Annotated in this window: 8 protein-coding genes; all 8 read right to left on the bottom strand. The window is 40.4% G+C overall.

Features of this window, described 5'->3' with window-relative positions; genetic code table 11:
- Window positions 1–369 precede the first annotated feature (369 nt).
- Window positions 370–1041, bottom strand: coding sequence for a hypothetical protein (locus ACFFIP_RS17850; RefSeq protein WP_382389124.1), 672 nt, complete (start codon window positions 1039–1041; stop codon window positions 370–372).
- A 61-nt stretch (window positions 1042–1102) separates the two neighbouring features.
- Window positions 1103–1582, bottom strand: a complete 480-nt coding sequence (locus ACFFIP_RS17845; protein ID WP_382389123.1) for a DUF4843 domain-containing protein — start codon at window positions 1580–1582, stop codon at window positions 1103–1105.
- A 14-nt stretch (window positions 1583–1596) separates the two neighbouring features.
- Complete coding sequence (locus ACFFIP_RS17840; protein ID WP_382389122.1) at window positions 1597–3114, bottom strand: RagB/SusD family nutrient uptake outer membrane protein; 1518 nt, start codon at window positions 3112–3114, stop codon at window positions 1597–1599.
- A 20-nt stretch (window positions 3115–3134) separates the two neighbouring features.
- Entirely contained in the window at window positions 3135–6197 is a 3063-nt protein-coding gene (locus tag ACFFIP_RS17835) for a SusC/RagA family TonB-linked outer membrane protein (RefSeq protein WP_382389121.1), read from the bottom strand.
- 588 nt (window positions 6198–6785) lie between these two features.
- Entirely contained in the window at window positions 6786–8327 is a 1542-nt protein-coding gene (locus ACFFIP_RS17830; RefSeq protein ID WP_382389120.1) for a RagB/SusD family nutrient uptake outer membrane protein, read from the bottom strand.
- A 25-nt stretch (window positions 8328–8352) separates the two neighbouring features.
- Entirely contained in the window at window positions 8353–11427 is a 3075-nt protein-coding gene (locus ACFFIP_RS17825) for a SusC/RagA family TonB-linked outer membrane protein (RefSeq protein ID WP_382389119.1), read from the bottom strand.
- Window positions 11428–11771: 344 nt separating this feature from the next.
- Window positions 11772–13691, bottom strand: coding sequence for an OmpA family protein (locus ACFFIP_RS17820; protein WP_382389118.1), 1920 nt, complete (start codon window positions 13689–13691; stop codon window positions 11772–11774).
- Between the two features lie 4 nt (window positions 13692–13695).
- The gene (locus ACFFIP_RS17815; RefSeq protein WP_382389117.1) at window positions 13696–14322 is read right to left on the bottom strand and encodes a 7-carboxy-7-deazaguanine synthase QueE; all 627 of its coding nucleotides are present in this window, start codon (window positions 14320–14322) and stop codon (window positions 13696–13698) included.
- Window positions 14323–14561: the final 239 nt, after the last annotated feature.

The following is a 14561-nucleotide window of genomic DNA, read 5'->3' as shown; positions in this document are numbered from 1 at the left end:
GACAATTGCCAGTCTGATTTTTAAAAACTACCTTAGACATTGTTGTATTTTGTTCAACTCTAAAATAATAATTTTAGAGAAGATCAACAATAAAAAAAGGGTGTCTCGACTTTTCGGACACCCCCGGGTTAGGGCCACCAGGGAGGACAAGTTATTCATGGATATTGGTTCGAAAACAATGCTCTACCTTATCTTAATTTCCTTATTGACAAGATTGAGGGAAATTATTCAATTTAATTACTCTTGAGCAGGGTCTTTTCTTTAAGATGAAATGTGGTCATACTTTGATTTTATTGTTCCAAAATCCATATAAAAAAAGATCCATCAAACTGAAGCTTGATGGATCAGATATTATGAAATCAAAGAAGATCAATTACCATTGTTTAAAAAGTAAACCAACCTTCTAACATCATTCTTTTCTCTGAGATCGAGGTTATAACTTTTTGTCAGCTCATTCACTTTAGCATATTCCTCTCCAAAAATTTCTATGAGCTGTTTCTTTTTGGTTTTCCATAAATAAGCTTCTCCATTTTTGAAAAGGTAAAGATCTTCAGCGCCCTGAAAGCTTTTCGCCCTTTGAGAACCGTAGGTAGCTCCGGGATCATCTATCATTTTCTTGTATTTATGGCTCACCAAAGTATATTCCCCATCTACAATCACCTGCACGAACCTATTGGCACCTACATTAGGTATTTTATAGCCGGATACAAATACCTGAGGGGTACTGTTAGCATTTAAAATAAACCCGGTTATTTTACCTGGAGAATATGCCATCAACTCCCTGTCCACACTGTTGACCAAAGTGTGATTAAAAGCATTAAAAGCAATCATCAAATTATCCGCAGTATCCCTTTCGGAAAAAATGATTTTACCGTAATCAAACTCGGTCCAATAAGGCGAACCCTTTACTTCCGGATAAGGATTGGCCAATACAGGATTCCCTGTAGCCTGATCCCTCAACATCTGTAACTGAGCAAAAGCGGTACCTGTAATCCCTACAAATACCATGACAACTAGTAAACGTAAACTAAACTTTTTCATATCCAAATCTAAAAAAAAGACCGGAATTAACCGGTCTTTTTAACATTTTTTATTAGAATAATCATCCTGCTGCAGGAGGATTTGGTCTTGTAATTCTAAGTTGAACTCTCTTGTAGTTTTCGCTTGGCTGAATGGTAGCATTACCTTCCAACTCCAACAACAAATCAACAGAACCACCAATCGCACCGGTATTCACAACAGCCACTGACAAAGTTCCAAAGCTGGAATTGGCAGGGATAGTCAAGGTACCAGATACATTGTAATCAGTACCTGCCACAGCAGTGGTACCTTCAGGTACCACACGGTAAGTAATGGTTTCGTCGCTTGCTCTTTGTCTAGCCACTAAGTTCACCTGAAGATTTACGGTGCCAACAGTGTTGGCTACAGTAAGTCTAGGGTAATTCTGACCGGCTACTGGAGCTGTTGTTACAGCATTCTGAAATTCCACTTCAGCGCCTTCCCAGATAGGATAGTTTTGCTCGATACAAGAACCGAGGACAAAAACCATCACTAGTGAAAATATAGATAGTATCTTTTTCATAGTCATATTCAATTTTAGTATCCTCTGTTTTGATTTAAGTTAACATTACCATCAACTTCTCTTTGAGGAATTGGAGGAAGTACCTTGAAATCCTCGAATGGCAAGCCATTGTTAGCACCAATGTAAGTTTTCACGATATCTCTTCCATATCTCTTCATGTCGAAGAAACGCTGACCTTCAAATGCAAACTCTTTGAATCTTTCCACAAGGATTTCGTCCAAAAGTGCGGCGCCAGCCAAATCAACAGCCGGTAAGCCTCTCAAAGCTTTGAAAGCATTCAGTTCCGCTAATGCATCAGCAGTGTTTCCTAATTGAAAATTAGCTTCAGCCCTGTTCAAGTGCATTTCTGATTTTCTCAACACAGGAAGGTTATCACCAAAAGCAAAACCGTTTTTAGAGATGAATTTGATACATTCGATCTGACGACCAGCATTTCTAACGGTGTTACCTGTGGTGTACAAGAAACCTCTTACATCATCGTTTCTGGTAACATCCCAGTTATTATTGTTGGAAGCTGGCTCACCAATTTGCACTTGGGTCAATCCGAAGAAATTTCTTACAGTAGGTCCTGGAATGAAATCACCCCAACCACCTTGAGCATTCTTGTTATCCAAGTTCAAAAGGGCAGTATAAGTAGACTGAAGGGATACGTTCACACCCAAAGCTTCAGCTGCCAATTGCAGTCTCACTTCAAACATTGACTCAGGGTGAACGGATGCTCTCCAACCTGCTACATAATCTTCACCACCCAATACAGTACCTGCACTGGAAGCCAAGGCTGCAGTAGAAGCCGATACAGCAGTAGCCCAATCACCTCTATACAAAGCCACTCTGGAAAGAAGGCCTTGAGCAGCACCGGCAGAAGCGTACTGAGTACCAGCTCTACCAGAAGAAGTCAACAAGGTGATCGCATCGTTCAAATCATTGTAGATTTGAGTGTAGTTTTCCTGAATAGTAGATCTTGGAGAATTTCTGGTGAAAGCAATATCAGATGTGATAGAACCTTCCAGAGGCATAGGCACACCACCTTCATCTGTTACACCTGGGGTATAAACTGCTGTAGGGATGTAGGAATATACCCTTACCAAATCAAAGTAGTAAAGCGCTCTCAAGAATTTTGCCTCGCCTTCCCATCTCGCCAGTTGTGCATTGGATGCTCCTTGTACCCCAGCACTCACTTGATCCAAGATCAAGTTCGCTTCGTTAATGGCAAAGTAAGAATTCTGCCAAAAATCAGCAGTGAAATGCGCATTTGGCTGATTGTTATTCTCCTGGATCAAACGACCAGAATTGGAAGTCGTAAGTCCTACATCTGCCAAAGCATCACCTACTGCAAATAAGTCACGGCCATAATTGGATTGCGCTCTTAACCTTGCATACACAGAGTTCAAAGCAGCTTCCAAACCATCTGGGGTATTCAATGCCCCATTGGCGTCAATTGACTGTCTTGGATCTACATCCAAGTTACAGGAAGTAGCAAGTACACCAATTCCAAGAAGCAGGGCAATTGCGTAGTTATATATAAATTTCATTTTTTTCATTGTTTTCAATTTTAGAATCCTAACTGAACACCAATTTGATAACTCTTGGTAATTGGAACCTGACCAGTACCAGCACCTACGAATTCTGGGTCATATCCAGGATAGTCCGTGTATGTCCAAAGGTTCATTCCTTGTGCATAGATTCTCGCTCTTGTCAGACCAAGATTTCTCACCAAGGTAGGATTAAAGGTATAACCAACGCTTAATTGAGCCAAACGGATAAAGTCAGCTTTTAACAACCCGGCAGTACCGAATTGTCTACTTTGGCTTCTCACCTCATTACCACCGTTCAATGCCAAGTTTCTTGGAATATCGGTCATCTGTCCTGGCTCTCTCCAAGACCTGTCATTTACCTCTCTCAAGGCATTCAATGTCAAACGGGTACCATTCTCTCTCAAGAAACCATATTGGCCATCAGATACAATTGCACCATATTCATAGGTAAAGAAGGCCGTCAATTCAAAGCCTTTGTATCTGAAGGTATTGTTCAAACCACCATAGTAAGGAGCAAGGTTGGAACCAAAATAGATCCTGTCAGCAGCCAATGGCAAGTAAGTTCTGTTTCTATTGATGTCATACCACATTGGACGTCCTGTAGCAGGGTTCACACCGGCATACTCAGCAGCAAACCAAGAACCTGGAGCCTGAGCACCTGGGAATGGCGGGTTACCTACTGACTGACCAACTGCCAATCCTGGGTTAGCAGGAAGAGCATCCAATCCATCATACAAAGAAACGATTTCGTTTTTGATATAAGTAAAGTTGAAAGATGTTCTCCATGAGAATCCACCTCTGTCCACATTTACAGTGTTGATTTCAAATTCCACACCTCTGTTCATCAATTCACCAACGTTGTTGGCAATAGAGCCGAAACCATTGGTCCAAAGGATAGGCTGGTTCAACAACAAGTCTTTCGTCCTTCTATCGAACAAATCAACACTACCTGTCACTCTGTTTCCAAAGAAACCATAATCCAAACCTAAGTTGATGGTTTCGTTGGTTTCCCAACCTAGATCAAGGTTAGCCAAACCTGAAGGTCTGATACCTGCTGCGTTAGCATAGTTACCACCACCTGAGTACAAACCTCTAGCAGCGAAGTTGCCAATCTGATCGTTACCGGTTCTACCCCAAGAAGCTCTCAGTTTCAAATCTGTGATCAATTCAGAATCCTTCAAGAAGTCCTCCATTGCGATATTCCAACCTGCTCTTACAGAAGGGAACAAACCATATTGCGTATTGGCACCGAATCTGGAAGAACCGTCATAACGGGCAGTAGCAGTAAATAGGTATTTTTCTTTGTAGTTGTAGTTGGCATTCACGAATGCACCTTGTCTTCTGTAACCGGTCCAGAAACCACCTACGAATACTGGCTCAGCACCTGAATCTACATATCTGAATTGGAAAGTAGGGAAACCAATAGATTCACCGTTCAAACCTTCTCTTGTTTCTGACACAAATTCAAAACCAACCAACGCAGACACATTGTGTACGTTGTTGAAAGTTTTGTTCCAGTTCAAGGTGTGGGTATTGATAAATCTGGTTCTCCAATCGTTTGCAGAAGTAGCTCTACCTCTTACACCAGCTCCATCAGGAGTACGTGGATCTCTATATCTTTGCTCCTGAAGGATACTGTAATCCAAACCGAACAAAGCTCTATAGGTCAAATTGTCCAATATTTTGTAAGTAGCAACTGCATTACCTACCAAAGAATTTCTTCTCGTAGTACCTGAGTTGAATTCATTTACCAAAACTATGTTCTGACCCAAAACACCACCGATAGCAGTATTGAAAGAACCGTCCTCATTTCTGATAGGATTGTGAGGCAATACTGCCGAAGCAGAGAAAGCCGGATTACCCAAAAACGCTCCGTCAATGGCAAAAGGTACATTTTGACCTGTAGTTGCCAAATTAAGGTTAGTTTCTAGAGTCAATCTATCATTAGCTTTATGAGTAAGCGCTGCTCTAAAAGTACCTCTTTCAAAGTCAACAGGCTTAAAAGATGATTCCTGATAGTTGTAAGAACCAGAAAGGAAGAACTGAGTCTTGTCATCACCACCGGAAACGTTCAACTCATAGTTCTGCAATCTACCTCTACCCATTACTTCTCTTTGCCAATCATAAGAAGGCAATCCAAGTCCGATAGCGTCCAATTCAGCTGCAGAAAGAGACTGCCAGTTTGCAGGAAGTCTAGCCATGTTGTTCAGTGCATTTGCCTGTGGCAAAGTATTTCCTGAATTGATGTAAGCATCTCTTCTCATTTCGTACCACTCTGGACCGTTCAACACATCCAAGTATTTCATTGGTTGCGTCTCACCAGTGAAGGCATTGAATTCAAATCTAGCCTTACCCTGCTTACCTTTTTTGGTAGTAATGATCACAACACCATTAGCCGCTTGGGAACCGTAGATAGCAGCAGATGCTGCATCTTTCAAGATTTCCATGGACTCGATGTCGTTAGGGTTAAGGAAGGCCAATGGGTTAGATTGGGTAAAAGAAGAGTTGGCAGTATTGTTCAACTGCACACCATCTACGATAAACAAAGGCTCGTTACCAGCAGTAATGGAACCTACACCACGGATACGGATATTCACACCACCACCTGGAAGACCATTGGCAGAACGTACCTGAACACCTGAAGCCCTACCCTGCAATGCTCTATCGAAAGATTGCATAGGAAGGTTTTCGATCAATTCACCCCTTACGGAAGTAACCGCACCGGTCACTTCTCTTTTAGGCTGGGTTCCGTAACCTGTTACGATTACTTCTTCCAAGCTTCTGGTATCGGGTTGCAATACCACATTGACCTGTGAGCGGTTGCCAATATTGACTTCCTGCGTCACAGAGCCCACGAAACTGAAAACAAGTGTATTGTTTTCTTGTGGGACATTGAGTGAATACCTACCGTCCAAGTCGGTAGCGGTACCAATTGTGGTACCTTTCACTATGACTGATGCACCTGGAATAGGCAGACCATCCTCACCGGAGGTCACCGTTCCAGTTACTACGCGTCCTTGCGCAAATGCCGAAGCAGTTGCAAAAAGAAGCGCAAGTCCTAGAAGTAAAACTTTCCTCATAATTGATTTTTTTGGTTTAACGATAGCTCAATTTTATCCAATAACTTCAGATAATGCAAAATCGTTTAAGAAATTTACATATGAATGTAGGTGTATTTAATTCTATGAAATTCTGTTTTTATAAATTTAGCAAAATATTAAGCAGTTAAATGGGTATTTTTAAAGATTCAATAAAAAAATCACGTTTGAAATTCATGATTAATCAAAATATAATTTTTTTTTAACAATAGTTAACAAAAATTTCAATAGAAAAAATTAGGTTTCATATTAAAGAAAAAGGCTATTTATGAAATTTAAACATGAATAAATATAATATATTTAATAGCTATATGAACTGATACAACAATTATATGATTATGTTTATCAAATTGCGCTCAAGATTTAAAAAACATATAACAGTACAAAAATCAAGCTTTTATCTTTTTTCCAGTATTTTAAAAATGAATTTAGAATATATATTACTTTTTAAATACACAATAGTGCATTTTTAAAAAATATTGTATGCAGGCCATTTCATTTAGGTATGTGCATATAAAAGCCCTCCCAAAAAAATTTGGGAGGGCTTTATGATTTACACAAAACCGGAGATTAATAACCTGGGTTTTGTGGTAGTGGTGATGTATTATTGGTCAAGATCTCTTCCAATGGAATAGGCCAAATGAAAGTATTCTCTGAATAAGGCAAAGAGTGGTCAGTAGGAACAGTTCTCGTCAAATCCTCATAGAATGCAACACTGGTGATAGATCTGGAAGTAGCTTTCAAAGGGATACCTGCCATTCTGCCTTCACCTGATAATCTATGGATATTCGGGAACCTTCTACCTTCTGCCAAGAATTCAATTCTTGTTTCCTTGATGATCGCATCGATGATGGCATCAGCATTTGGAAGGTCTGCAGCGGTGAAAGAAGGCACATCATCAGGAAGTGCTCTGTCACGAACAGAGTTCAACAAGGTGATCGCAGCAGCAGAGTTACCCAATCTTGCCTGCGCTTCAGCAGCAGCCAAAACAACTTCAGCAAATCTGATGATGGTAGTAGGGTCAGAGAAAGTTACATTATCAATGTATTTGTTTGTAAACATTCCCAAAGGACCACGGCTAACCATTCCATCAGCTTCCCCTTCGATGCTTCTTCTCAAATCACGTGGATGCCAGAAATCTGCTCTCCAGATCAATGGACTGATTTTCACCAAACCTCTAGCACCTTTGTTAGGGTTACCATACATGTTTGGAAGTGCACCGTTTACACCAGCATTAGAAGCCTGAGTGTTCTCAAAAGAGAAGATATTGTCAGAACTGTTACCACCTCTAAATGGAGTCAAAGGATTTTCAGTTACTGCAAAGCTAGAAGACAGTTTGTTGTATTCAGCAACCACACCGGCCCAATCTTCTTTATGCAATTTTACTCTTGCTTTCAATGCAATAGCAGCAGCTTTTCTAGCTCTGAAAGCATTACCTGCTTCAGGAAGCAGGCCCTCTGCTTCATCCAAATCAGCCAAAAGCTGATCATATACACTCTGTACAGTTCCTCTACCTACAGCTTCTCCTGGCTCAACTTTAGACACATCGTTGATGGCAAAAGTTCTGTAAGGAATACCCATGGAGTTAGGATCATCAGAATATGGCCTAGAGAAATACACTACCAACTCATGATGAGCCAAAGCTCTCAAGAAAAGCGCTTCTCCTCTATAACGGTCTCTCAATTCAGAAGTCAGAGCACCGTTGCTCACAGCTTGATCAAGGTTTTCGATCACAATATTAGCTCTGTTGATCATTCTGTACAAAGAGATCCACTGACCGTTATTATTAGCGGTCTGAGGGTTGTTACCGTTGATATAGGTTACTTCATAGAACAACTGATCATTGTACATGTCTTCACCTCTCATGTCACCTTGCTGTGTAGAAGCAGCACCGAAAGGATAACCTCTTTGAACAGCACCTAGATAGAAACCTCTTTGAGCTGCTTCATAGATACCCAAAACTGCGGCGTTTACTCTATTTGCATCTGCAAATGCCTCTGCATCCGGAATAATATTAGCCGGCTGAAGGTCGGTTACATCACATGACGTAGCACCTAGCATTGCCAAGGCCACGAATGCGGTTTTTATTTTATTTGAAATTATATTTTTCATTTTTCTTCAATTTAAAGGTGTGCGATTAGAATCCAACATTTAGACCTACAGACCATGTTCTGATGATCGGCGCCACATTCCAGTCAACACCGAAGTTCAACTGACCAGAATACTGGTTAGATTCCGGATCGATACCAGAGTACTTCGTGAAAATAAGTGGGTTTTGAACTTGAGCAAAGAATCTAGCCGTTCTGATTGCTCCGTTAAATGCAGTGTTCAAAGTTGCACTTGGAATTCTGTAACCAACAACGATATTCTGTACCCTTACGAAGTCACCTTTCTCGATGAATCTGGAGTTAGAAGCAGATGTCTGCCAAGTGTTGGCATCACGACCGGAGTAAAGTCTAGGCACATCAGTAACTTGACCGCTTTCAGTCCATCTGTTCAAGATTTCAGAATGGTTGTTAGAGAAACCAAGTCCCATCAAACCTCTTTTAGACTCGTTCATGATATAGTTACCACCTGAGTATCTGATGAAGATTTCAGCATCCCAGTTACCGTAGTTGAAGGTATTAGACCAGCCACCAGAGTATCTTGGAAGGGTATTTCCTAGGAAAAACTGTGTTGGAGCAGTACCTGGAGTTGCAGTTTCACCTGGGTTGGCTGGATCAAATGCTCTCCAAGAGGAAGCACCTACCAACTGCACGATGTTATCACCGCTGAAGTACATGGCATTACCATTTGCAGGGTTAACACCAGCCCACTTAAATCCGTACAATTGAGCAATTGGACCACCTACTACAGTTCTGTTATAAGTACCTGTCAAAGGCTGCACCAAGTTGGTCACTTCGTTTTTCAACCATGTAAAGTTGAAGTCAGTACTCCAAGTGAATTTTCCTTTAGAAAGGACCTGGCTCATCGCTCTGAATTCCACACCTTGGTTGACCATAGCTCCAACGTTCTGGCTAATCGTGTTACCTGGGATACCCAAAGAAGGCGCAGTTGGCGCATTCAATACCATTCCGTCTACGTTGTTTTTGAAGTAATCAGCTGATAAGGTTACAGAACCGATGGTCATGTCCATACCTACGTTAAACTTCTTGGAAGTTTCCCACTGCAAACCAACGTTCGCCACGTTAGAATAACCGATACCTGCACCGGCAGCTGCCAATACTGGACCAAAACCGCCTGCATAAGGGAATGCACCACCAGGCAAGCTTACGTTACCTACTTCAGCATAAGAAACTCTTGCTTTGAAATCAGAGATCAAGTTGCTGTTGAAGAACGCTTCGTCAGAGATCCTCCAACCGATAGAGCCACCTGGGAAGGTACCTCTTCTGTTTTCAGGAGCCAATTGAGAAATACCGTCATTTCTTACAGCAAATGACAAAAGATATTTTCCTCTGAAGCTATAGTTCACTCTTGCAAAATAAGAATCAAAACCATTTTCAGAGAAACCACCTCCAGAGAACTGGTTGTTGTAAGAACCTGAGATCAGGTTTCTGAATCTGAAGAACTCATCAGAGAAGTCGGTACCTTGAGCAAAGAAATTGTAGAAATTAGTGTACTGATATTCTACACCTACAGTTGCATTAAGGTTATGATCCTCAGCAATAACTGTCTGATAATTCAAAGTATTTTGCCAGTTCCAACGGAAAACTGGGTTGAAAGCTTGGTATACGTTACCATTTGAACTTCTACCATCACCGTGTCTTGGATCCAAAGTCTGAAAGTCATCTGCCATGGTCAAGTCAATACCTACTTGAGTTCTAGCAGTCAAACCCTGAACGATATCCACTTCAGCATAAGCATTACCCAAAACTCTATGATTTCTACCTCTGTAGAAGTTGTTTTCCAATACATAAGCGATGTTTGGAATGTTGTTATCCGGACCTGCAAGGTTGGCACCAAAACCGGTAGTCGCACCATTTGCAGTGATATTATAGCCACCGAAAGCAGTGTTGTTAGGATCAAAAATCGGAACGTTAGGTAATGCTCTTGTAGCATTGTAGATCGCACCTGAAAGTGAGTTTGCTCCGTTGTTCAAACCGGTAATTTCTGTATAAGTGTAAGAAAGGCTTTTTCCAATTCTTACTTTTTTAGAAATAGAGTGGTCTATATTAGATCTGAAAGCATATCTCTTCAAATCGTTGTTTTTCACAACAGACTGCTGATCGGTGAAACCTGCAGAGAAGAAATATTTGGTGTTTTCAGAACCACCGGAGATTGATAAGTTGTGCTGCTGAGTAGTACCTCTTCTCAATACAGCATCCTGCCAGTTGGTATTTACACCTTGATTAGCCAATGGAGACTGACCAGCGTTAGTTCTCTTTTCGTTGGCGATTTCCACGAACTGATCACCGGTCAACAAACTAAACTGATCGACAGCTTCGTTGAAACCAGTACTCACGTTGTAGTTAACCTGAGCTTTACCTGCTTTACCTCTTTTGGTAGTGATCAAGATCACACCGTTAGCAGCTCTGGAACCGAAGATCGCAGTAGCAGAACCATCTTTCAATACTTCATAAGACTCGATGTCAGCTGGGTTGATGTTTGCCAATGGGTTGGAAGCAACAACTGCAGAACGATCAGAATCAACGATAGGCACGCCGTCAATTACGATCAATGGATCAGCACCACCGGAAAGGGAGTTTACACCCCTGATTCTAATAATCGGTCTAGAACCTAAGATACCGTTAGGAACAGTTACAGACACACCTGGTGCTCTACCTGCCAATTGGGTATCGAATGAAGGCGCAACAAGGTTTTCAATAGCGGTGTTGTTGATAGAAGCTACTGAACCAGTAATATCTCTTCTTTCCTGTGTACCGTAACCTGTTACCACAACCTCACCCAAAGTCTTGACATCCGCTCGCATCTCTACATTCAGGACGCTGTTGTTACCAATAGCAACTTCCTGAGTAAAAAACCCTACAAATGAAAAAACTAAAGTGCTTCCTCCTTCCGGTACGGAAAGAGAATAGTTACCATCGAAATCGGTTACTGTACCGACCGTGGTACCTTTTACTAGGACATTGACCCCAGGTATGCCATTCGGCTCTTCAGCAGAAGTGACTTTACCAGAGATAGTCCTACTCTGCGCGAACAATGACGCAGCTGTCATTGCTATAAACGCAAGGGTTAGTAAAACTTTCTTCATGTTAATTTGTTTTAAATTAGTTTAACGATTCCCGAATTTTATCAACAAACTTCATATTATCCAAGACGAAACGTATTTTTTACACAATCTGTAATAAGAGTCAATTGCATGAATTATTTGATTTTATGAAAAAAAATTACTTTTTTTCCTACAAAAAATTACATTTCGAAATTTTATATCACAAAAAGATTAGTTAACCAAAAAATGTATAGATTTAAAATAATTTAAGATTTATTAACATTGCTTATTTAGTTTTATGTAAAATAATTTAGTTTTACCCATTTTTGAGATAATCCACCGTAAGTTCGCCTAACTCTTCAAATAGAATCATACAAAAAATTGCTCTACTGAATAGATATTGTAATCCTCCTATTCAGCGCTCTATTTTCAGGGGTATCATTTGGTCTAATCGGTTCTTTATCTCCTTTACCAATCGGTATAAGCCTTTCTTTTTTAATCCCCTTAGACAATAAATATTTCTCTACACTTTCCGCTCTTCTCTGACTCAGGTTTTGATTATAAGTTTCACTTCCTACATTGTCTGTATGACCCAAAATCCTGATTTTAACCTGAGTATTTTTCTGAAGGAATTCATACAACCTAACCAAAGAACTTAGAGACTCCGGCTTTAATTCATCCTTGTCGAAATCGAAAAATATATTCTCGAAAACGAATTCTTCACCTGAGGCTATAGGGACCAATGAAATCTCTAAATTCCTCCTGTTTTTAAGACTGTCCCTTTCAACATTGAATATTTTAGGCAAATAGCCATCTTTTTCTACATATAGACCTGAAAATGACTTGTCAGGATAAAGCATCATGAACTCCCCTGTTTTTCCATCTGACTTAAACTGATACATGGTGCTGTCATTTGACAAACTGACCAATGACAGTTTTGCTTCTATAGGAAGACCGGTTTTGCCATTTAACACCTTACCTTCAGACACCACAAGTTTTTCGCCAAGCGTGATCTCTTCCGGAAATTCAAACCTGTATAAATAAGACCGCTCTACTTTACCTTCTTTGTAAATGCTTTCTGTATAATAGGCATAATCTCTTTGTGCTGTGATAAACAAGGAAAACTGATCCTGATGATCATTAATAGGGTAGCCCATGTTTTCAGGTTTTGTAAACTCCCCTTTTTCGACCCTTGACACAAACAAATCCATTCCGCCAAATCCTCTATGGCCATTGGATGCGAAAAACAGGATTTCATTATTGAAATAGATAAAGGGAGAAACCTCGTCCTTTGGTGTGTTGATCTGATCACCAAGGTTTTTGGCTTCTGACCATGCACCATTGGGAAGCCTCACGGAATACCATATATCATTACCTCCATATCCGCCTCTTCGGTTAGAAGAAAAAAACAAAATACTGCCGTCAGCCGAAAGAGAGGGTTGAGAATCCCATGACCTGGAATTGACATTTTTACCCATATTCTGAGGACGCTGCCATGCCCCATTTACCTTATAGGCTACATACAAATCACAACTGCCAAAAGAATCCGCTGCATCACAGGAAGTAAAAATCAAGATATTACCATCTGCTGAAATGCTACAAGTGCCTTCATTAAAGGCTGTATTGATATTGGCACTGATACTTATAGGGTCAGACCAGTTAAGACCTGATTCATCCAGATAAGTCACATATATATCTTCTTTCTGATATTCTTCCAGACCATCCCTTTTGGTGAAGAGCAGTTTTTTACTGTCTGCAGTCAATACAGGAAAATACTGAAGCTTGAAATCATTAACTGGTTCAGGAAGTTTTTCTTTACTGATAGTCAGACTTTTTTCCAGGTGATTTTTGAGGAAAATTACCTGTTCCTGATTCTGTTGGTAATCATAGGTTTTCCTGAAATTTTCATCCAATATCAAATCAACCTCATCAAATTTCCGGATAGCTTTTTGAAACTCTCCTTGGGCCAGGTAAATATGCATTTTTAACCAGCCTAATTCGGCTTTCACTTTATTACTCGCCTTAGAAGGGCGTTTTTCTCCTCTTTCTACAATGGAAAGCGCATCTTGAGACAATCCTTTTGTAAGAAGGACACGTCCCATTTTGATATAAGATTCTAAAAAATTGGCTTCCCTATTGATTGATGCCTGGTATTTTTCCAGCGCCTCATCGTATTTCCGCTGTTTGACTAGTTCATCACCTTGCTCATGCAGCTTGATCGCTCTGGAATCTATAATGGAATACGTCTGGGCAAAACCAAGTTGCACAAAAAACAACAATACCAGAAAAAGGAATCCTTTTCTCATTTCTTTATGGAATGTCCATAAATTTATGGGTTTGAAGCGAAATTTTCCAATTTGGATGGAATTTTACGTATTCCACTATATCGTTCATAAAGAATTTAGCCTTGCTCCACTCAGGTTGTAAAAGCAGTTTGCAGCCCTCATTGACCAAAGCAGCGTGTTTTTCAGCAAATTCAAAATCGGATTTATGAAAGATAACCACTTTTAATTCATTGGCCACTTCATAAATAGAAGGATGAGGAGCCTTGAATTTTTTGGGTGAAAAGCAAACCCAATCAAAATCGCCTGAAAAAGGATGTGCTCCTGATGTTTCTATGTGGGTCGTAAATCCTTTTGATTTCAGCGAGCTTGTAAGAGGACCGAGATTGTACATTAAAGGTTCCCCACCTGTGATCACTACCATTCTTCCTGGAAACTTCATTGCTTCATCGACAATCTCCTCAACGCCTAATATTGGCCATTTTTCTGCTTCCCAGGAATCTTTCACATCACACCATACACAGCCCACATCACAGCCTCCAAGTCTGATAAAATATGCGGCGGTACCGGTATGTACACCTTCTCCCTGTATTGTATAAAAAGCTTCCATGACAGGAAGCATCCTGCCTTCAGTTACTGCTGTTTTTTTGTCCATCAGAATTTTTGTTGAAGCGGGTGATTGAACCGCTGATTTCTCTTTAAATTTTCGGACTTCAAAGGTATGGCAAAAAGGAACAGTAAACAAAGCCCCCTTTAATTCACCTGATGAAATAAAAAAGGGGCTGTCCGAAAAGGGCAGCCTTTTTTATGCTGCAATTTTTTGATTTTGAAAATCTAAAGTCATGATTGGGGATTTTTGATTAGATTTTTTCCTTGACACGTATAATACTGGTC

Source organism: Fontibacter flavus (assembly GCF_042432905.1).
Lineage (GTDB): Bacteria > Bacteroidota > Bacteroidia > Cytophagales > Cyclobacteriaceae > Fontibacter > Fontibacter flavus.
The sequence above is the reverse complement of the archived record's forward strand: the minus strand, read 5'-3'. Positions and strand labels throughout refer to the sequence as shown.

Coding starts and splice junctions, on each gene's coding strand:
- ACFFIP_RS17825 (WP_382389119.1), bottom strand. CDS start 11,427: ATGAAGAAAGTTTTACTAACCCTTGCGTTTATAGCAATGACAGCTGCG.
- ACFFIP_RS17820 (WP_382389118.1), bottom strand. CDS start 13,691: ATGAGAAAAGGATTCCTTTTTCTGGTATTGTTGTTTTTTGTGCAACTT.
- ACFFIP_RS17850 (WP_382389124.1), bottom strand. CDS start 1,041: ATGAAAAAGTTTAGTTTACGTTTACTAGTTGTCATGGTATTTGTAGGG.
- ACFFIP_RS17835 (WP_382389121.1), bottom strand. CDS start 6,197: ATGAGGAAAGTTTTACTTCTAGGACTTGCGCTTCTTTTTGCAACTGCT.
- ACFFIP_RS17815 (WP_382389117.1), bottom strand. CDS start 14,322: ATGGACAAAAAAACAGCAGTAACTGAAGGCAGGATGCTTCCTGTCATG.
- ACFFIP_RS17845 (WP_382389123.1), bottom strand. CDS start 1,582: ATGAAAAAGATACTATCTATATTTTCACTAGTGATGGTTTTTGTCCTC.
- ACFFIP_RS17840 (WP_382389122.1), bottom strand. CDS start 3,114: ATGAAATTTATATATAACTACGCAATTGCCCTGCTTCTTGGAATTGGT.
- ACFFIP_RS17830 (WP_382389120.1), bottom strand. CDS start 8,327: ATGAAAAATATAATTTCAAATAAAATAAAAACCGCATTCGTGGCCTTG.